Genomic DNA, 20065 nt, shown 5'->3' with positions numbered 1-20065 from the left:
GCCTGTGAATCCGTCTTTTTCTGAATGCAGCGCGCGCAATCTTGCTGATGGTCAATCGGTCGCTTATTGTTAGCCTCTTTGCTGCGAAGAACCGCCGTCACCACGAGTTGAAGTCATGAAAACCCAACTGATTACCCGCGAAGGCTATAACAAGCTGCGTGCCGAACACGACCATTTGTGGAACGAAAAGCGTCCGGAAGTCACCAAAATCGTCTCCTGGGCTGCCAGCCTCGGCGATCGTTCGGAAAACGCCGATTACACCTACAACAAGCGTCTGCTGCGCCAGATCGATCGCCGGGTGCGCTATCTGCGCAAATGCCTCGCCGATCTGAAAATCGTCGATTACGCGCCGCAGCAGGAGGGCAAAGTGTTTTTCGGTGCCTGGGTGCAAGTGGAGAATGAGCAGGGCGATGTGAAGCGTTTCCGCATTGTTGGCCCGGATGAAATTTATGGCGAGACGATGAAAGAGTACATCTCGATCGACTCGCCGATGGCGCGCGCGCTGATCAAGAAAGAAGTGGATGACGAAGTGGTGGTCAACACGCCGGAAGGGCAGAAGCTGTGGTTTGTGAACAGCATCGATTATGTGAAAGAGACGCCTTAAAAAAGCGCAATCGCCGTTGGTGTAGTACTCAACACTCTTTCGCAAAACGCACACATCGTAGCGGCGCAATTTATTGCGCGATAAATCGCGCCGCTACGAAATGTGCGGTATTAAATGGCAGAGATTAACGGTACGGCCGTGATGCGTTATTTACCGGCCTGGGTCGCGGTGGTGGTTGAGGTACCGCTGCCACCTTTGTCGCCGCCGCCCATGGTCGCCAGCGCCACGCCGAGCAGCGCGCCTACAGCGCCAACACCGATCGCGTCCGAGTTACCCTTCGCCGTCGTGGATGCCTGCGCGCCAGCCGCTTCGCCCGCGCTGGTGGCCGCCTGAACCTGAGTGAAGCTGGTCAGTACCAGTGCGCCCAGCAGAATTACCGTTTTTTTCATTTTTCTCTCTCCACATGAACTCAATAACAACAGGTACGAATCCAGTGTCGGAGATCGAGAGAAGCGAGGAAAGAGGAGATTACTGATTGATTTGTAGGAATTAATTTAACACTGGCCTTGTTTTTCATCGCTCGGGAATTGTTCCGAAAACAGATGCGCATTCCGCGAGAGAAATGCCCTATTTTATGCTGCCATCACTCCAACTCAGGCCTATTCTTCACCATCACCTTAAGTCAAATCGCCCTGAACGCCTCTCTGGCGGCGGGATTTTTTGTCATGAACCAGTAACAGAAAGAAAATGCGCCAAATTTTCAGATAAGCGCTAAGCGGCTTGAAAGCACAGATAAAAAACGCGAAGCGAAGCGCATTTCAGGGTCAAAAATAAATATAAGCTGCTGTTTAATATGCTTTGTAACAATTTCGGCTAGAATATAAACCATTAATGACTGTCACACTGAGGCCTCTTTTTTTAACAATATTGGCTCAGGCAATGGCGCCTTTGGGAGTTGAACATGCAAGAGAACTACAAAATTCTGGTCGTCGATGATGATATGCGGTTGCGTGCGTTGCTGGAGCGCTATCTCACCGAGCAGGGCTTTCAGGTGCGTAGCGTTGCCAACGCCGAGCAAATGGACCGACTGTTAACCCGCGAATCCTTCCACTTGATGGTGCTCGACTTGATGCTGCCGGGCGAAGATGGTTTGTCTATCTGCCGTCGTTTACGAAGTCAAAGCAACCCGATGCCGATCATCATGGTCACTGCGAAAGGTGAAGAAGTGGATCGTATCGTCGGTCTGGAAATCGGTGCGGATGACTACATTCCAAAACCGTTTAACCCGCGCGAACTGCTGGCGCGTATTCGTGCCGTACTGCGTCGTCAGGCCAATGAGTTGCCGGGCGCGCCTTCGCAGGAAGAAGCGGTTATCGCCTTCGGTAAGTTCAAGCTGAACCTCGGCACCCGCGAGATGTTCCGTGAAGATGAGCCAATGCCGCTGACCAGCGGTGAGTTTGCCGTGCTGAAAGCGCTGGTGAGCCATCCGCGTGAGCCTCTGTCACGCGATAAGCTGATGAACCTGGCGCGTGGCCGTGAATACAGCGCCATGGAACGCTCCATCGACGTGCAGATCTCGCGTCTGCGCCGCATGGTGGAAGAAGATCCGGCGCATCCACGTTACATTCAGACCGTTTGGGGTCTTGGCTACGTATTCGTTCCGGACGGCAGCAAAGCATGAGGCGATTGCGCTTCTCACCCCGCAGTTCGTTTGCCCGCACCTTGTTATTGATTGTTACCTTGCTGTTCGTCAGCCTGGTAACAACCTATTTGGTGGTGCTCAATTTCGCCATTCTTCCCAGCTTGCAGCAGTTCAATAAGGTCCTCGCGTACGAAGTGCGTATGTTGATGACCGATCGGCTGCAGCTGGAAGACGGAACGCAGTTGGAAGTGCCACCGGCCTTCCGACGCGAAATTTATCGTGAGCTGGGCATCTCGTTGTACACCAACGCGGCGGCGGAAGAGAGCGGTTTGCGCTGGGCGCAACATTACGAATTCCTCAGTGAGCAGATGGGCCAGCAGCTGGGCGGTCCTACCGATGTCCGTGTCGAGGTGAATAAAAACTCGCCGGTGGTGTGGCTGAAAACCTGGCTGTCGCCGGATATCTGGGTGCGCGTGCCGCTCACCGAAATCCATCAGGGCGACTTCTCACCGCTGTTCCGCTACACGCTGGCGATTATGCTGCTGGCGATTGGCGGCGCCTGGCTGTTTATCCGCATCCAGAACCGACCCTTAGTGGATCTGGAGCATGCGGCGTTGCAGGTCGGTAAAGGCATCATTCCACCGCCGCTGCGTGAATACGGCGCGTCGGAAGTGCGTTCGGTGACGCGGGCGTTTAACCAAATGGCGGCCGGTGTGAAGCAGTTGGCCGACGATCGTACCTTGTTAATGGCGGGTGTCAGCCACGATTTGCGTACGCCGCTGACGCGCATTCGTCTCGCTACTGAGATGATGGGCGAGCAGGATGGTTATCTGGCGGAGTCGATCAACAAAGATATCGAAGAATGCAACGCGATTATCGAGCAGTTCATCGACTATCTGCGTACCGGTCAGGAGATGCAGACCGAGCGTGCCGACCTCAACAGCGTGCTGGGCGAAGTGGTGGCGGCAGAGAGCGGCTACGAGCGCGAGATTGAGAACGCGGTGATGTCCGAGGATTTGATGCTGGATATCAACCCGCTGTCCATCAAGCGCGCGCTGGCGAATCTGGTGGTCAACGCGGCGCGTTATGGCAATGGATGGATTAAGGTCAGCAGCGGCAAGGAGCTGAACCGCGCGTGGTTCCAGGTGGAGGATGATGGTCCGGGCATCAAGCCGGATCAGCTACAGCATCTGTTCCAGCCGTTTGTGCGCGGCGACAGCGCGCGCAGTACCAGCGGCACCGGTCTCGGTTTGGCGATTGTGCAGCGTATTATTGATGCGCATGAAGGCTCGCTGGAGATTGGTGACAGCGACCGGGGCGGATTGCGGATTCGTGCCTGGTTGCCGATTCCGGAAGGCAGCAGCGCTACGGCGGTGGCGAGTATCAATCACAGTGCGTGATACCCGGCGGGCATTTATGCCCACCGGGTTTTCACATCACAACTGCGGACCCGCCTGAACTAGCGCTTTACCCGCATCGTTATCGGTATATTTCTCAAAGTTAGTAATAAAGCGCTGCGCCAGATCCTGCGCGGCTTGCTGCCAGGCCGCTTCTGTTGGCCAGCTGCGGCGCGGATCGAGAATCGCGCTATCCACCTGCGGCAGAACTTTAGGCATCTGCAGGTTGAACACCGGCAAGGTGTCAGTCTCAACCTCATCCAGCTCACCGGCCAGAATCGCATTGATGATGGCGCGCGTGTCTTTCAACGAAATGCGCTTGCCGCTGCCGTTCCAGCCGGTATTCACCAGATACGCCTGCGCACCTGCCGCTTCCATGCGCTTCACAAGCACGTCGGAATATTGCGTAGGGTGCAGCGTCAGGAACGCCGCGCCAAAGCAGGCAGAGAAGGTGGGCGTTGGCTGCGTGACGCCGCGCTCGGTGCCGGCCAGTTTGGCGGTAAAGCCAGACAGGAAATGGTATTGCGTCTGTTCCGGCGTCAAGCGTGAAACCGGCGGCAGCACGCCAAAGGCATCGGCGGTAAGGAAAATCACCCGCTTCGCATGGCCCGCTTTCGACACCGGCTGCACAATGTTCTCGATATGCTCGATCGGATAAGAGACGCGGGTGTTCTCGGTCTTGCTGCCGTCGGCGTAATCCACGCTGCCATCGGCGCGCACCACCACATTTTCCAGCAGCGCATTGCGGCGAATCGCCCGGTAGATCTCCGGCTCCGCCTGCTCAGACAGATTGATGGTTTTGGCGTAGCAGCCGCCTTCAAAATTGAACACGCCGTCGTCATCCCAGCCGTGTTCGTCATCGCCAATCAGCTGGCGATCCGGATCGGTGGACAATGTGGTTTTACCGGTGCCGGACAGGCCGAAGAACACCGCCACATCGCCCGCTTTGCCGACATTAGCCGAACAGTGCATTGAAGCGATGCCTTTCAGCGGCAGCAGGTAGTTCATGATGGCGAACAGCCCTTTCTTCATCTCGCCGCCGTACCAGGTGCCGCCAATCAGCTGCATGCGCTCGGTCAGGTTGAAGGCGACGAAGTTCTCGGAGTGCAGACCTTGCGCCTGCCAGTCTGGATTGGTGCACTGCGCGGCGTTCATCACCACGAAATCCGGTTTGAAGTCAGCCAGTTCGGCTTCGCTCGGGCGGATAAACATGTTTTTGACGAAGTGCGCCTGCCAGGCCACTTCCATCACGAAGCGCACGCTGAGGCGCGTGTCAGGATTGGCACCGCAGAACGCATCGATCACAAACAGGCGTTTGCCGGAAAGCTGCTGGGTGCAGCGATCTTTCAACGCCTGCCAGGTTTCCTGTGACAGCGGCTGGTTATCATTTTTACCGTTGCCGACATCGTTCCACCACAGCGTGTCGCGCGTGGTGTCATCCCGAACGATGTACTTATCTTTTGGCGAGCGACCCGTGAAGATGCCGGTATCCACGGCAATAGCACCGCTCTGCGTCAGAATGCCTCGCGCATAACCTTCCAGCTCTGGGCGAGTTTCTTCCTGAAACAGGGTGTCGAAATCAGGGTTGTACACCACTTCGGTGGTGCCGCTGATGCCCATAGAGGCGAGGTCTTGCGATGTCAGGCCGTTAACGCGCATGTGACTGCTCCTTTAATCGGTATCTGTTACTGCATATTTTTTATGAGGTGATTCTGCCGCCTGCCTGCATAGCCACGCAGGGCAGATCGCGCGCAGTGTACTCTTCTGAGCACGGCGGAAAAGAGAAGATAGTCAGAAATGCGAGCTGGAACGTGACAAGTAGAGAAATCTGCCACTTATGAAACTAAAGTCAGCGTTATTTAGCTAATAACCGTGATAAATGATAGGGATACGTTCAGCAGGAATGCGGGCGGATGAACCGCCCGGCAGGTAATTAATGCACGTGATCGCTGTTGTTGGTTGGCGCGTTACGAATAGCGGCAATATCCACTGCATCGAACACGTAATGCGATCCGCAATAGTCGCAATTCATATCGATTTCGCCATCCTCTGCGAGGATTTCGTCCACTTCCTCAACCGGCAACGTGCTCAGCACTTCACCGCAGCGCTCGCGTGAACAGGTGCACTTGAAGCTGACTGGCGACGGATCGAACACGGTGGCTTCTTCCTGATGATACAGGCGCCACAGCACGTCGGTGGCGGGCAGCTCAATCAGCTCTTCGCTCTTCACGGTTTCGGTCAGCGTGGCGAGGTGATTGAAATCATCCAGGCTCGGCTCTTGCGCTGGCAGCACCTGCAGCAGAATGCCGGCTGCGCCTTTGTTGCTGGTGCGGATAAACAGGCGCGTTGGCAACTGCTCAGAACGTATGAAGTAATCTTCCAGACAACCCGCCAGCGTATCCGCTTCCAGGCCAACCACGCCCTGATAGCGCTCGCCTTTCTCTGGCGAAATGGTGATCACCAGATAGCCGTTACCGACCATCTCTTTCAGGCTGCTGCCGGGTGCGATCTCCGCGTCTTCTTGCACGCGCGCCACGCCACGCAACTCCTGACGGTTGTTACCGTTGATCACCGCCAGCGTCAGCGGACCGTCGCCCTGTAACTGCACCGTGATATCACCGTCAAACTTCAGCGTTGCCGTTAGCAGGCTGGTGGCTACCAGCAGCTCGCCCAGCAAGGTTTTTACCGGCTCAACGTAGTTGTGATTTTCGACGATTTCACGCCAGGTTTCGCTCACATTGACCAGCTCGCCGCGCACGGCGACGTTTTCGAACAGGTAACGGTGCAGTTGATCGTTTGCAGACATAGTGTTTCTCTCGTTGGGGGCGCGTTATTTATCACCCGACAATTTAAATTTCATCAGATCGCGGCGCTCTTTCTTATCCGGGCGGCGATCGGGGTGCGGCATGGTTAAGGCATTCATCTTGCGTGCCAGCGCGGTTTTCTCGCGCTTGTCGATGCTGGCGGCGGTTTCGGCATACAGCGCCTGGGCTTCGCTGGCCGGACGACGCTGATCGGTCACGGCGGTGATCACCACGGTGCGCTCATCGTTGCCCTGACGCAGCGTCAATTCAGCATTTAGCTCCACCAGTTTGCTCGGCTTGCTGCGCTGACCGTTGTAATGCACTTTGCCGCCTTCGACCATTTCGCGTGCCAGCGCACGCGTTTTGTAGAAGCGCGCGGCCCACAGCCATTTGTCGAGGCGCACGCCTTCGCTCACTTTCTCTTTCATGGTATTGCGGCTCCTGCTTTAACGCAGCGTCTCACACAATTGGCGATAATCGCGTACCGCCGGATGACGCTGGAAAGATTGATCGGGCCGACCGGAATCCGGATTGCTGACGCCTAAGCACCAGCGGATGCCCCAGCGTGTTGCTGCATCCAGAATCGCTTCGCTGTCATCAATGAATAGCGTGCGCGCGCTGTCAAACGCAGTGTGTTGCTGAACGGCTTGCCAGAGACGCGGATCCTCTTTCGGATATCCAAAGGTATGGGTGGAAAGTAATAAATCAAGGTGGGCAGCTAATCCGGTCTGCTCCAGTTTCACATCTAGATTGTAAGGATGCGCATTGGTCAACAGAATCGTGCGCTTACCTGCGGCACGCAGCGCCTGCAATAGCGGCAGCGTATCTTCACGCATTGCCGCGCGGTGGCGCTTCTCCCACGTCATGGCGCGAATATCCAGCGCCAGTTCCTGAGACCAGTAATCGAGACAATACCAGTTTAGCGTATGCACCACGGCCTGGTATTTCTGCTCAATCAGCTGATGCGCTTCGCCCAGCGTGATGGCGCGTTCGCGGCTCAGGGTTTCCGGAACGTGTTCCAGCCAGAAGTGGCGATCAAAGGCGAGATCGAGCAAGGTGCCGTCCATATCCAGCAGCACGGTATCAATCTCTGACCAGTTAAGCGTAACCTGCATTGTCTTTCTCGCCGCAAAAAAGTGGGCGACAGGGTAGCACAGAAGGAGAGGGCTCAGAACAGTGAGCGCACGCTCTGCATAGTGTTCAGATTGTGGTTGAAGCACTTATCGTAATACTGCTGAATTTCCGCCATGCGCAGGCGATTGCGATGAATACGACGCAGCGCCAGCAAGCCGTTGATCACCGCGCTGGCAATCAGCACCAGCATCAACAGCGTCGTACCCAAATAGCGCCACTGCGCCATGGCATCCGGCTCGTTATGCAGCGCGATATGGCGTGTGCCGTTGGCATCGGTGGTAATACTGGTGATGATGCCGCTGGCGGCGAATGGCGTATGCAGCAGCATGCCAGACATGCGTTGCAGCTCGCGCCATTGCGAAGGCGCATCAAGATCGAACAGCGGTACCGACGGCTGCGGCTGCATCACCATCTGACGACCTTCATCACTGACAATCAGGAAGCCACCCGGCGGTGGACTATTGAGGTTTTCAGCCGCACGGCGCGTTTCACGCGCGAAGAAGCTGGAGGTGGCGGTGTTCACCAGATTTTCCAGCGCTTCGGCACTCACCGGACGCAGCAGCACGTTCATGCCATTCAGCTTGCCAGAATCCGCGCGGTGAATCAGTGAATCCCAATCTTTGGCGTTGCCGAGATTCACCAGCGCATTTTTCAGGCGTACGCAATCCTGCTGCTGGCTGCACAGATCCTGGGTTTTCAGCACCAAATCCGAGAAGTCATCCAGCAGAATCATGCCCGATTTCTGAATCGCCGAGGCGAGCTGCGGATTGAGTTTGGGATCGGTATTGGTTTCCGGATGCAGCTGGCGCGTGGTGGTATCGAGCAGCGCCGAGGCTTTATCGATGATCTCCGATTGCGGCTGTGGCAGCGGCGCGGCGTTATTCCAGTAAATCGCCGAGCAGTCGAACGGCATGTAGGCGTAGCTGCGATTGCTTTGATAATTGCCCGGTACCGAACACATGCCGGTGCCGCCCACTTTCAAAATGTCGCCGATGTGCAGCGGCAGCGCATTCAGCTTATCCACGCTATTCACTTCAATGCTCTCGGTGCCTTTCACCCATGCAAGGCTGAGTTTGATCGGCATGCTGAGAGGAATCCAGGTGAATAGCATGACCAGCACCAGCAGCGAGCCGCACGCCAGCACCAGATTTTTACGCCAGCGCTGCACCGGGAAGTTACGCACTTCATCCTGCAGCGACAGGAAGCGCCCCTGACGCACTACCTGACGATTGAGGTACATATCGACGTCGGTGGTTTGGCCTAAATCGTGCGCTACATACGGCTGCCAGTGCGCGGGATAGATTAAATCAATAATGCCCAGCGAGATGTTGCTCTGCTCCTGATTGGATTCACCAAACAGGCCCCAGCGCTTGGGCGCACCGCGCAGGCAATGCACATCGCGCAAACCTTTGGCGCCAGGGAAGCGATAGAGGAACCACAGGCTAACGGCGATCATCAGGCAGCCGAGCAGCGCAATCCAGCCCATCAGGCTGCCGGGCAGCACCAGACTCAGGAAGAACAGCAGGAAAGCGAAACAGATGGCGACCGCTTCACGCGTGCCGTCGGCGCGAGACAGCTGATACTCTTCTGAGGTCTCTTTGCGTACCTGCAGCAGCTCAACATTCTCGCTCTCTTCTTTACGAATCGACGCGTTAGTGGACATCGGACGCACCAGTGGCGGCAGCGCCGGTTGTTCTACCGCGTAATTCACCAGCGAATGTCCGTTAAGCGAAATCACCAGCGGCAGCGTTTGCGTGCGGATCAGCTCTACGTGGTTCTCTTCGGCTATGTACTGTTCCCAAAGCGGCGGAAGATGAACTTCGACTTCATCGAGATAGTAGCGCCACTTCTGCGGATCGTCGGTGGAGAGGCCATAGCGGGTGATGGAGCGGGTGACAGGATAAACATTGTTGCTTTGCGCGGTGAGCGTCAGCGCTTGAGGTTCGCGCGGCTTCTTTGCGGATCGCGCGCTGCTGTGTTGCTGCTGTTTCACTAGTAGCGCGATGTACTTTTCAACGGCAGCGCGTTCTTCGTCGGTGAGCTTGCGATTAGGCGGACTGATAAACGGCAGTGGTTTCGCCAACGGCGGACGATGCCGCATAGCGAACCAATAGCCGATACCTGCTAATAAGGAACAGGCGAGCATGACAGCCAGAATGACAATATAAGTGCTCATGCTTTGCTCAATCCAGCCAAAAAACTGCCTTCACGTTAACGAATTACTCCCGGTGAATCCATCAATACAAGTCAATTTTGGCGAGCAGATGTCATTCTGACAAGGGAAAAGTCAGATAAAATAACGCGCAAAATCATTTAATTATAGTTTGTTAGATCATTCCTTAACGGGATGTTAACCAGACATGACTCAACTAAATATCGGTATTTTCTGAATTTAACCCCACACCGTTGACTTATTGTGAATTTTTAACTGCATAGATAACAAGAAGTTGTTAGCAGCCATAAGTGAATGTATGTCACCATAGTTTACTTACGCTGCGTGTCGCACAATAGTTCTGGCTTCGGTATGCTGGCGTCATCACGTTTCACAGGGTTGTGCTAAGTTTGAGGCTGATATGAAAACCCCAATGAAAAAACCTGACATCCTCAATGTGGCAGCGGTGGCCCGCTCCCGCCTGTTCACCATCGAAGCGGTCGATCTCGCTTTCAGTAATGGCGCGCGCCGCGTTTATGAGCGCATGAAACCTTCCGACCGTGAAGCGGTGATGATTGTGCCGATAATTGGCGATGACGTGATCCTGATTCAGGAGTATGCCGTCGGTCTGGAAAGCTATGAACTGGGCTTTCCTAAAGGGCTAATCGATCCTGGCGAAAGCGCCTTTGAAGCCGCCGATCGTGAACTGAAAGAAGAAGCGGGATTTGGTGCCACCAAACTGGAAGCGCTGGGCAAGCTGACCATGGCGCCCTCATATTTCTCCAGCAAGATGAACATCGTGGTGGCGGAAGGTTTGTACGAAGAGAAGCTGGAAGGTGATGAGCCGGAGCCGCTTATTGTCCATCGCTGGCCGCTAAATAATCTGCTGGCGCTGCTGGATGAACCCGACTTCCGCGAAGCGCGTAACGTCAGCGCGCTGTTTATGGTGCGTGAGTGGCTGGTGAAGCAGGGCCGTTTAAGCTACTAAATTGCATCATCATTAAAAAAAGAAAGCCGGCGCATTTGCCGGCTTTTTTGATCAGAACAGTTCGTGGCTTTCGCCGTTGTCCATGAGGGTGGTGCCGACATCATGCACCGAATACTCGGTTGGCTGGGTGCCGTTGATGAAGTACTCCTGACGCGAGTTACCGCCGTTAGCCAACTTGCCGGTGCCGCGATCGATGTTAACGGTAACCACGCCATCTGGCGGTGTTAGCGGCTGTACCGGCACGCCTTCCAGCGCGGATTTCATATAGTCATCCCACGCTGGCTGTGCACTCTTCGCGCCGCCTTCGTAACCGGAGATTTGATCCGGTATCGCACCTGACATGGTGGAGCGACCCAACGCGCGCGAATCATCGAAACCAATCCACACCGACGTCACCACGCCCGGACCATAACCAGAGAACCACGCATCTTTCGAGCTGTTGGTGGTACCGGTTTTGCCGCCGATATCGTTACGCTTCAGGTCACGACCGGCACGCCAGCCCGTTCCCATCCAGCCCGGCTCGCCGAAGATGTTGGTGTTCAGCGCGCTCTTGATCAGGAATGACAGCGGCGTGTTGATCACGTGCGGAGCATACTGCTGCTCGCCACCCGGCTGTGCAGGCACTTGCTCCAGCTCCGGTTGCGGCACGGTTTGGTTCTGCGATTGATCGGAGGTCGCGACATTCTCGACGCTCTCTTCATTCAACGCGACCGACTTTTTGGTATCGCCATAGATCACCGGCAGGTTGCACTGCGGACAGGCAATCTTCGGTTTTTCTTCGAAGATCACGCCGCCTTGTTCATTCTCAATCTTCGCGATGAAGTAAGGATCAATCAGGAAGCCGCCGTTCGCCATCACCGCGTAGCCGCGTACTACCTGCATTGGGGTAAAGGACGCCGCGCCTAAGGCTAACGATTCGGTATGCACGATGTTCTGCGCCGGGAAGCCGAAACGCTGCAGATATTCCGCCGCGTAATCAACGCCCATCGCACGCATCGCACGTACCATCACCACGTTTTTCGACTCGCCTAAGCCCTGACGCAAACGGATTGGACCTGCATACGTTGGCGGTGAGTTCTTCGGACGCCAGTCAGCACCCGCACCGGCATCCCAGCGCGAAATCGGCACGTCGTTGAGAATCGATGCCAGCGTTAAACCGCGATCCATCGCGGCGGTATACAGGAAGGGTTTGATGTTGGAACCCACCTGACGCAGCGCCTGGGTTGCGCGGTTGAACATGCTCTGATTGAAATCGAAACCGCCGACCAGCGCGCGAACCGCACCATCTTCTGGATTGAGTGACACCAGCGCCGAGTTCACCGCCGGAACCTGGCCGAGCCACCAGTCGTCATTCACTTTACGCACCCAAATCTGCTGGCCGGTTTGCAGCACCTGCGTCACGCTGCGCGGCGTTGGGCCTTGCAGCGTGTCAGATTTGTAAGCGCGTGCCCAGCGTACGCCGGCCATATTCAGCGTAACGCTGCTGCCATCTTTCAGCATCGCCGTGGCGTGATCGGCGCTGGCGCTGGTGATCACCGCAGCATTCAGCGGTCCGTAAGTTGGCAGATTTTTCAGCGCATTCTGGATGCGGGTTTGATCCCAGCTCGCTTCGCCCACTTTCCACAGCACATTGGTTGGACCGCGATAGCCGTGGCGCATGTCATACGCCATCACATTGTTACGCACCGCCTGCTGTGCGGCTTCCTGCAGATGGCGGGTGACGGTGGTGTAGACCTTGTAACCATCTTCATAGGCTTTATCGCCATAACGCTTCACCATCTCCTGACGCACCATTTCACTTAAGTAAGGTGCAGAGAAGGCGATTTCCGGGCCGTGATAGCTGGCCGTCAGCGGCGAGTTACGCGCTTCGTTATATTGCTGCTGCGTGATGTAGTTTTGATCCAGCATACGCGCCAGCACCACATTACGACGCGCCAGCGCACGCGTATGAGAATAGAGCGGGTTGAACGTCGAAGGTGCTTTTGGCAACCCAGCAATCATCGCCATTTCACTCAGCGACAGTTGATCAATAGGTTTACCAAAGTAGACCTGCGCCGCCGCGCCTACGCCGTACGCGCGATAGCCGAGATAAATTTTGTTGAGATAGAGCTCAAGGATTTCATCTTTGCTTAGCAGCTGTTCGATACGGATCGCGAGGAACGCTTCCTTAATCTTACGCATCAAGGTGCGTTCCGGGCTGAGGAAGAAGTTACGCGCCAGCTGTTGAGTAATGGTACTGGCGCCCTGCGAGGCGTGACCGGACATCAGCGCAATGCTGGCTGCACGGAAAATCCCCACCGGATCGACACCGTGATGCTCGTAGAAACGGCTATCTTCGGTGGCAATAAACGCTTTGATTAACTCAGGCGGCATCTGTTGTAGGGTCAGCGGGACACGGCGCTTCTCGCCGTACTGGGCGATTAGATCGCCATCCGCGCTGTAAACCTGCATAGGAGTTTGCAGGCGCACATCTTTCAATGTGTTCACATCAGGCAGCTGCGGCTCTATGTATTTGTACAAACCATAAACCGTGCCGGCTCCCAGCAAAATGCAACACACTGCAAGGATCAATAAATACTTTACGAACTTCACCTGAGAATTCCCATCTGTTGTCGTTTGAGCAGTTTATAAGCAACCGCGCGGTAGTATAAAGACAAGCCTGACGCATTCATATACCTGTCAGGCTTGAAGTTGCCGGGGTATCAGCACTCTGACCTTTTAATGATAAGGAGATCGCGCGTATGGCTTTTCAGCGCTGGCAAATTGGACTGGATATCCAAAACGGACAACTGTGTGCCCTTGGCATCGAACGCCGACGTCATGGTTGGCAGTTGCGACACTGGTGGCAACAAACGCTGCCGCAAGATACGTTAAGAAACGGCGTGCTGCAAACCACGCCTGCGTTACTGGATATGTTAGGGCGCTGGCAGCGCCATCTGCCGAAGCGCTATTCACTGCGCGTTGGCCTGCCGCCGCAGTTGGTATTGCAACGCACTTTGCCGCTGCCGGAAACCTCGCTGCGTGAACCCGCGCTGGGGCGCTATGTGGCGGCTTCTGCGCAGCGTCTGTTTCCCGTCGAACCCGCTTCGCTGTCGCTGGATTATCGCTCACCGGGCAAGGATGCACCGCTTTACGTTACCGCGGCACGGCGCGAGGTGATTACGCAATGGCTGACGCCGCTCAAGCAGGCAGGTCTGCGACCGGACGTATTCGAACTGAGTAGCCTGGCGCTGACGCAGATCGCCATGCGCCTGCCGTTACGCCACAACCACTTATTGATTCATCCGCTTAGCGATCATTGGCTATGGACGCTGGTGGGGGAAAGCACTACATCAGGCGCGGCCACCGAACCTCTCACCCTTACGCAGCTGCGCGAAACCTTTCCGCAGATGGAAAGCGTATTCTGCACCTCAACTCAGGTTTTGCCTGAGGAGCAGGTTAAACGCTGCAAGCCGTTTTCGCTGCTGCACTATCTGCAACCGCCGTTGCCTGCACAGGAAGGTATTTTTGCCATCGCGCTTGGGCTGGCGCTGCGGCCGGAGGATGTCTGATGCTGGCGGTCAACCTGCTTCCCTGGCGCATCCAGCAATCGCAGCGGCGGCGCCAGCAGAGCCTCTCGCTGCTGTCGCTTACGCTGGTCTGCACCTTGCTGATCCTCTCATTACTGTGGTGGCGCGGCGTCATTGCACGGCAGCAACAAACGGACGCGCTGATGGATATCACCTCTCTCCTCAGCGCACTGCAGCAACAGCTGGAACAGCAGCAATCGCTGTTGAAGCTGCGTGAATCACTCCTTCAGGCTCAGCAGGCACAGCTGCAACGGCAAGATCAGCATCAGCGCTGGCAGCATTTTTGGCAGCAACTGCCGGAGTTAATGCCAGACACCTTGTGGCTCAATCGCCTCGAACGTCGGCAAGGGCAACTGGTGTTGGAAGGGCGGGCGCAGAGCATGGCGGCGGTCAGTGATTTTCGTCATCAGCTCATGACTCAGCCGCTGTTCAGCAGCGTAAAGCAGGGCGGTGTGAAGCGCGAAGCGGGCGGCGACTATCGTTTTGCTTTGCATGCGCGCGTGCAGGAGGTAGCCGATGAATGAACTCCTGCAGCGCTGGCTGATGCTCACGCTGCCGCTGCGCATGCTGGGACTTTTGACGTTATCGCTGGGGCTGTTTGCGCTGACGTGGATCGTGCTGCTTCGTCCGCAGCAGCAGATGCGTGAAGCGCAAGCGCGGCAGCTGGAACAGATGCGTCAACAGCAGCAACAGCGGTTGCAACAGCTGGCTTCACTTCCGGCGATTGATGTGTTGCAGAGCGAGATTAGCCTGCTGCAGCAACCCACGAAGGATACCGGCACTCAGCAAACGCTGGAGCGAATCGTGGCAGCGCGCGGCAATCAGCTGGAAGCCTGGCATCCGGATAGCCAGCCGCAGCAACTGCAATTAAGGCTTGCCTGGCCGCAATTTCTGCCGCTGTTTAGTGAACTAGCCAGCACCCGATTACCGGTGCCACAACGCTTTCAGCTGCAAGCCGAGCAAGGCGTATTGAACACGCAACTGTGGCTGGAGAGTGACGATGCGGAGTAGCGCCTTGCTGTTGTTACTCTGCAGCTCGCTGGCACTGGCGCGCGATCCTTTCCAGCCGCTGGCAGCAACGCTGTGTCAGACGCAGGTTGCTGCGCCAGAAGGCTGGCGCTTACAGGGCATTATTGGCACGGCGCCGCACTACGTGGCGTGGCTGGTGTCACCTCAAGGCAAAAGCCATCGGCTGGATAATCAAGCGCCTTTTCCCCAGCCGCCCTGGCAAGTCGTGCAGCTTACGTCGCGCATGCTGGTATTGAGCGCAGCACAAAGCTGCACGCCACAGCAAATCACATGGGTAATAAAAGGAGGTTTTTATGAAATGGATGACGTTACTGATGCTGTTGTGTCTGAGCATGCCGCTGCGCGCTAACGACGACCGATTAAGTCTGACGTTTGATGATGCGCCGGTTGAACGCATTTTGCAGGCGCTGGCAGATTATCAGCAGACCAACCTGTTGATTGCGCCGGGCGTTGAAGGTCGGCTGTCGCTGCGCTTAGACAATGTCGGCTGGGATCGCGCGCTCGCGCTGGTGACGCAGCTGGCAAAACTCATCGTGGTGCAGGAAGAGGGCGTTTTGCTGGTCTATCCGGAAAGCTGGCAGCAGCAGCAGGCGCAACAGGAAAAGGTGGAGCGTGAGGAGGAGAAGCAGCAAACGCCGCTGGAACAACAAACCGTGACGCTGCATTACGCCAGCGCCAGCGATATTTACCGCAGCCTGCAAGCCGAACGCTCGTTGATGACGCCGCGCGGTAGCGTCACGGTCGATAGCCGCACCAACAGTTTGCTGCTGCGCGATACGGCTGAGGCATTGCGTGACACCGAGCGCTGGTTAAAAGCGCTGGATTTGTCGCTCGAGCAGGTTGAGCTCGCGGCACACATCGTCACCATCAATGAAGAGCATCTGCGCGAGTTAGGTGTTAACTGGGGCACGTCACCGGCAGAAGTGGTAACGCAGGCGTTGCGCAACCCGCTGCTCGAGATTCCTCTTGCGGTGAGTAATCCGGCGTTTCGCGCGGGCGTGACGCTGGGCCAGGTCAGCGGCGAACTGCTCAACCTGGAACTGAGTGCGCTGGAGCAGGAGAACCAAATCGAAATCATCGCCAGTCCGCGCTTGTTTACCTCGCATCAGCAAACCGCCAGCATCAAACAGGGCACGGAAATCCCTTATGAGGTGAAATCGGGCAACAGCGGTGCCACCGCCATTGAATTTAAGGAAGCGGTTTTAGGCATGGAAGTGACGCCGGTGGTGCTGGGAAATGGCCGCATCCAGCTCAAACTGCGGCTGAGCCAGAACTTGCCAGGGCGCAGTGTAAACATTGGCGACAACCAGGTGCTGAGTATTGATAAGCAGGAGATCGAGACTCAGGTGACGCTGCGCGATGGCGAAACCTTAGCGCTGGGCGGCATTTTCCAGCAGCAGCGTACGCAGAGCGAAAAACGCGTGCCCTGGCTGGGCGATATGCCTTTATTAGGGAATTTGTTCCGTCAGCAAACTGATGAGCAGAAGAAAAAGGAGCTGGTGATCTTTATTACTCCCAGACTGGTCAGGGAAGCAGCGCTTACTGCCGGATAAAGCGGAAAATTCGTTCTGTGAGGCCAACTGCGTTGACGCAGGGCTGGAATTAGCTTACAAGGTTTAGCGATTTTCAAAACGGTGTAACGGAACGCGGCAGAATAACCTTCCGAATGACGTTGGTCACAAGCGATACTGACGTCAAAAGAAATATCGCCAAAATAATTCGAGCTCCAGTAAGACGTTAAATGAGTGAATGCACTGTGCTTACATCGGTAAGCGATGACAGTGGATGACCCCGGCCAGCGTGCCTGTAGCACGAAATATAGCGGATCAGCGGAGGTGCGTTACCGTCTCGCGAACCACAGACCGGTCCTGTTAAGAGGTCGCCGGGGGCAATTTATTCGGTTGCCAAACGGCCATGAGTGTTGAGATAATTTTCCGTCTGACTCTTGTTAACGCTCATGAGGTCTCAGTTCCTGTCCCGCCAGCTATGCTGAACGCGGGGTATCATCAACGAATTCTTAGTAATACCGATAAAATGGCAGAGAAACGCAATATCTTTCTGGTTGGGCCGATGGGTGCCGGCAAAAGCACTATTGGTCGTCAGTTGGCTCAGCAACTCAATATGGAATTTTTCGATTCCGATCAGGAAATTGAGCGACGCACCGGAGCGGATGTAGGCTGGGTATTTGATGTGGAAGGCGAAGAAGGCTTCCGCGATCGTGAAGAAAAGATCATTAATGAGCTGACCGAGAAGCAAGGCATTGTCCTCGCGACCGGTGGCGGCTCAGTCAAATCCCGCGAGACCCGTAATCGTCTCTCCGCCCGCGGTGTGGTCGTATACCTTGAAACCACCATCGAAAAGCAACTTGCACGAACCCAGCGTGATAAAAAGCGTCCGCTGTTGCAGGTTGAATCACCGCCGCGCGAAGTACTGGAAGCGCTAGCTGGTGAACGTAATCCGCTTTATGAAGAGATCGCTGATGTCACTATTCGCACTGACGATCAGAGTGCAAAAGTGGTGGCCAATCAGATCATCAACATGCTGGAAAAGAACTAATCCAGCGCCCTGAGGGCTCAGCAATAGGTATCGGTCATCATGGAGAAGATCACTGTCTCACTCGGGGATCGCAGTTACCCCATCACCATCGCTGCCGGACTGTTTAACGATCCGGCTTCTTTTTGGCCGCTCAAAGCAGGCGACAATGCCATGCTGGTGACAAACCAGACCCTGGCGCCGATCTATCTTGAACCCCTGTCAGCGCTGCTCAGCAATGCCGGCATTAAGGTAGATCAGGTCATTTTGCCTGATGGTGAGCAGTACAAAACCCTGGCGGTCATGGACGAGGTGTTCACCGCGCTGCTGAAAAAGCCGCACGGTCGTGATACCACGTTGATTGCACTCGGTGGTGGCGTGATTGGTGACTTAACCGGATTTGCTGCAGCCAGCTATCAGCGTGGCGTGCGCTTTATTCAGGTGCCGACCACGTTGTTGTCTCAGGTTGACTCCTCCGTCGGTGGAAAAACCGCGGTAAACCATCCACTCGGCAAAAACATGATTGGGGCGTTTTATCAGCCCGCGTCTGTCGTAGTGGATACCCATTGCCTGACCACTCTGCCACCGCGCGAACTAGCGTCCGGTCTGGCGGAAGTGATCAAATACGGCATTATCCTTGATGGCGAATTCTTCCAGTGGCTAGAGCAAAATCTTGATGCTCTGCTGGCGCTGGATGAAAAAGCCCTGGCTTACTGCATCCGTCGCTGCTGCGAGCTAAAAGCAGAAGTGGTTGCGGCTGATGAGCGCGAAACCGGCGTACGTGCACTGCTCAATCTGGGCCATACTTTTGGTCATGCGATTGAAGCGCACATGGGCTACGGCAACTGGCTGCACGGCGAAGCGGTGTCGGCTGGCATGGTGATGGCCGCACGTACCGCTGAACGTTTAGGGCAGTTCACCTCGGTTGAAACCGATCGCATTATCGCACTGCTGCTGCGTGCTGGTTTGCCTGTACATGGCCCGGCGAGCATGGCGGCGGAAGATTATTTGCCACACATGATGCGCGATAAGAAAGTGCTGGCGGGCGAGCTGCGTCTGGTGCTGCCTCTCGCTATTGGCCGCTCTGAAGTGCGTGGCGGTGTGGCTCATGATATGGTGCTGGCAGCAATCAACGATTGCCAGAAACCCTGATTATTAGAAGTGATGAGTGGTGATGCGGCGTGTGGGAAGCGCGTCGTTTTACGGAGGAGGCGAAATGGATGAGTTCAAACCGGAAGACGAGTTAAAACCTGACGCCAGTGACCGCCGTCCGACGCGGCCACGCAAATCGTCTTCTGCGCCGAAAGTGAAAGTACCGGTTTCCCGTCAACATATGATGATGGGCATTGGTATTTTGGTTCTGCTGTTGGTGGTGCTGGGGATTGGTTCAGCATTAACCGGCCCAGACGAGAAGAAACCTGCAACCAATACCGCAAATAATGGCGCGGCACCTTCTGCTGGTGGCAGCGAAAAGAACATCGACCTTTCGGGATCGACGTCCATGAGCGGCCAGCAAAACGCCACGCCTTCTGCTGAAGGCAGCGTAGCGCAAAACACCGCGGGCACAACTGCACCAGCGGGCAGCGATGGTCAATCCATCTCGATGCCATCAGTCTCCTCGACGCCGACGCAAGCTGCGCCTGTGGATACGCCAGCTAATCAACAACGTGTCACGCTGCCGGGCGATCTCAATAGTGCGCTGAACAATCAGCAAGGTTCTGTCGATGCCGCAGCACAAGGCGCGCAGGGTAATAGCTCGCTGCCAACCGCGCCAGCCACAGTCAGCGGCAACGGTAAAGCGATCACGCCGCCAGCCATGCGTTCAGAAACCCCCGCGCGCACCAGCAACAACGGTACACGCGAGACGCACGCGTCGACGCCGCATAAAACACCGACCGCCACTAAACCAGCAGCTGTGAAAGAGAACAACACCCGCACCACCGCGACGCGTAATCCCGCGCCTGCCAGTGCGAGCGGTGCCAGCAAATCGTTGCCGTCGGGCGGGAACTACACGCTGCAGTTGAGCGGTGCGTCGAAAGAAGAGAGCCTGAACGCCTGGGCGAGAAAACAGAACCTGAGTGGTTATCACGTGTATAAAACCACGCGTAACGGCGAACCTTGGTATGTGTTGGTGAGCGGCGCTTACGCCACGCCAGCCGATGCGAAACGCGCCGTGGCATCGCTGCCAGCGGAAGTGCGTGCGGCCAATCCGTGGGTAAAACCGCTTAGCCAGGTGAAGAAAGAAAGCCAGTAATGAGATGTGGGGCCGCAAAA

The 20065-nt window shown here is 55.9% G+C and carries 19 protein-coding genes; 12 read left to right on the top strand and 7 right to left on the bottom strand.

Going from position 1 to position 20065, the window contains the following annotated elements; genetic code table 11:
- The first annotated feature begins 115 nt into the window (after positions 1 to 115).
- Positions 116 to 604, top strand: coding sequence for a transcription elongation factor GreB (gene greB, locus P6287_RS17955; RefSeq protein ID WP_101762682.1), 489 nt, complete (start codon positions 116 to 118; stop codon positions 602 to 604).
- A 146-nt stretch (positions 605 to 750) separates the two neighbouring features.
- On the opposite strand, the gene yjbE is transcribed toward greB, so the two are convergent.
- A complete protein-coding gene (gene yjbE, locus P6287_RS17950; RefSeq protein WP_101762681.1) occupies positions 751 to 993 on the bottom strand; it encodes an exopolysaccharide production protein YjbE in 243 nt (80 codons plus the stop codon).
- A gap of 512 nt (positions 994 to 1505) precedes the next feature.
- On the opposite strand from yjbE, the gene ompR reads away from it, so the two are divergent.
- Complete coding sequence (gene ompR, locus P6287_RS17945) at positions 1506 to 2225, top strand: two-component system response regulator OmpR (protein ID WP_001157751.1); 720 nt, start codon at positions 1506 to 1508, stop codon at positions 2223 to 2225.
- Positions 2222 to 3586 (top strand): two-component system sensor histidine kinase EnvZ, encoded by a 1365-nt coding sequence (envZ, locus tag P6287_RS17940; RefSeq protein ID WP_101762680.1) that lies wholly within the window; start codon positions 2222 to 2224, stop codon positions 3584 to 3586. The genes ompR and envZ overlap by 4 nt, the downstream gene beginning before the upstream one ends.
- A 36-nt stretch (positions 3587 to 3622) precedes the next feature.
- Here envZ and pckA read toward each other — a convergent pair whose 3' ends face one another.
- The 5 genes from pckA to P6287_RS17915 form a co-directional block, all read right to left on the bottom strand.
- On the bottom strand, positions 3623 to 5242 hold the full coding sequence (pckA, locus tag P6287_RS17935; RefSeq protein ID WP_101762679.1) for a phosphoenolpyruvate carboxykinase (ATP): 1620 nt from the start codon (positions 5240 to 5242) through the stop codon (positions 3623 to 3625).
- 274 nt (positions 5243 to 5516) lie between these two features.
- Positions 5517 to 6389, bottom strand: a complete 873-nt coding sequence (hslO, locus tag P6287_RS17930; RefSeq protein ID WP_277974181.1) for an Hsp33 family molecular chaperone HslO — start codon at positions 6387 to 6389, stop codon at positions 5517 to 5519.
- Positions 6390 to 6413: 24 nt separating this feature from the next.
- On the bottom strand, positions 6414 to 6815 hold the full coding sequence (gene hslR / locus P6287_RS17925) for a ribosome-associated heat shock protein Hsp15 (RefSeq protein WP_101762677.1): 402 nt from the start codon (positions 6813 to 6815) through the stop codon (positions 6414 to 6416).
- Positions 6816 to 6833: 18 nt separating this feature from the next.
- Entirely contained in the window at positions 6834 to 7502 is a 669-nt protein-coding gene (yrfG, locus tag P6287_RS17920; protein WP_101762676.1) for a GMP/IMP nucleotidase, read from the bottom strand.
- A gap of 53 nt (positions 7503 to 7555) precedes the next feature.
- On the bottom strand, positions 7556 to 9697 hold the full coding sequence (locus P6287_RS17915) for an intracellular growth attenuator family protein (RefSeq protein WP_137386663.1): 2142 nt from the start codon (positions 9695 to 9697) through the stop codon (positions 7556 to 7558).
- 397 nt (positions 9698 to 10094) lie between these two features.
- Here P6287_RS17915 and nudE point away from each other — a divergent pair, with 397 nt between their 5' ends.
- Complete coding sequence (gene nudE / locus P6287_RS17910) at positions 10095 to 10661, top strand: ADP compounds hydrolase NudE (RefSeq protein ID WP_101762674.1); 567 nt, start codon at positions 10095 to 10097, stop codon at positions 10659 to 10661.
- Positions 10662 to 10712: 51 nt separating this feature from the next.
- Here nudE and mrcA read toward each other — a convergent pair whose 3' ends face one another.
- The gene (gene mrcA / locus P6287_RS17905) at positions 10713 to 13253 is read right to left on the bottom strand and encodes a peptidoglycan glycosyltransferase/peptidoglycan DD-transpeptidase MrcA (protein ID WP_101762673.1); all 2541 of its coding nucleotides are present in this window, start codon (positions 13251 to 13253) and stop codon (positions 10713 to 10715) included.
- A gap of 149 nt (positions 13254 to 13402) precedes the next feature.
- Between mrcA and pilM the strand changes: the two genes are divergently transcribed.
- From pilM to P6287_RS17865, 8 genes are all read left to right on the top strand, one after another.
- Positions 13403 to 14212: a pilus assembly protein PilM gene (gene pilM, locus P6287_RS17900; RefSeq protein ID WP_277974180.1), complete on the top strand. Its 810-nt coding sequence runs from the start codon at positions 13403 to 13405 to the stop codon at positions 14210 to 14212.
- Complete coding sequence (locus tag P6287_RS17895) at positions 14212 to 14754, top strand: PilN domain-containing protein (RefSeq protein ID WP_277974179.1); 543 nt, start codon at positions 14212 to 14214, stop codon at positions 14752 to 14754. The genes pilM and P6287_RS17895 overlap by 1 nt, the downstream gene beginning before the upstream one ends.
- Positions 14747 to 15241 (top strand): hypothetical protein, encoded by a 495-nt coding sequence (locus tag P6287_RS17890; protein ID WP_101762670.1) that lies wholly within the window; start codon positions 14747 to 14749, stop codon positions 15239 to 15241. The genes P6287_RS17895 and P6287_RS17890 overlap by 8 nt, the downstream gene beginning before the upstream one ends.
- Positions 15231 to 15608 (top strand): HofP DNA utilization family protein, encoded by a 378-nt coding sequence (locus P6287_RS17885; RefSeq protein WP_277974178.1) that lies wholly within the window; start codon positions 15231 to 15233, stop codon positions 15606 to 15608. Before P6287_RS17890 ends, P6287_RS17885 begins: the two co-directional genes overlap by 11 nt.
- Complete coding sequence (hofQ, locus tag P6287_RS17880) at positions 15553 to 16812, top strand: DNA uptake porin HofQ (RefSeq protein ID WP_277974177.1); 1260 nt, start codon at positions 15553 to 15555, stop codon at positions 16810 to 16812. The genes P6287_RS17885 and hofQ overlap by 56 nt, the downstream gene beginning before the upstream one ends.
- A gap of 481 nt (positions 16813 to 17293) precedes the next feature.
- The gene (gene aroK / locus P6287_RS17875) at positions 17294 to 17815 is read left to right on the top strand and encodes a shikimate kinase AroK (protein WP_008107887.1); all 522 of its coding nucleotides are present in this window, start codon (positions 17294 to 17296) and stop codon (positions 17813 to 17815) included.
- Positions 17816 to 17854: 39 nt separating this feature from the next.
- The gene (aroB, locus tag P6287_RS17870; protein WP_192236981.1) at positions 17855 to 18943 is read left to right on the top strand and encodes a 3-dehydroquinate synthase; all 1089 of its coding nucleotides are present in this window, start codon (positions 17855 to 17857) and stop codon (positions 18941 to 18943) included.
- 64 nt (positions 18944 to 19007) lie between these two features.
- Positions 19008 to 20045: an SPOR domain-containing protein gene (locus P6287_RS17865; protein WP_192236982.1), complete on the top strand. Its 1038-nt coding sequence runs from the start codon at positions 19008 to 19010 to the stop codon at positions 20043 to 20045.
- Positions 20046 to 20065 lie beyond the last annotated feature (20 nt).

This window comes from Pantoea sp. X85 (assembly GCF_029623675.1).
Taxonomy (GTDB): domain Bacteria; phylum Pseudomonadota; class Gammaproteobacteria; order Enterobacterales; family Enterobacteriaceae; genus Pantoea; species Pantoea leporis.
This window is presented reverse-complemented; position numbering and strand designations above follow the sequence as displayed.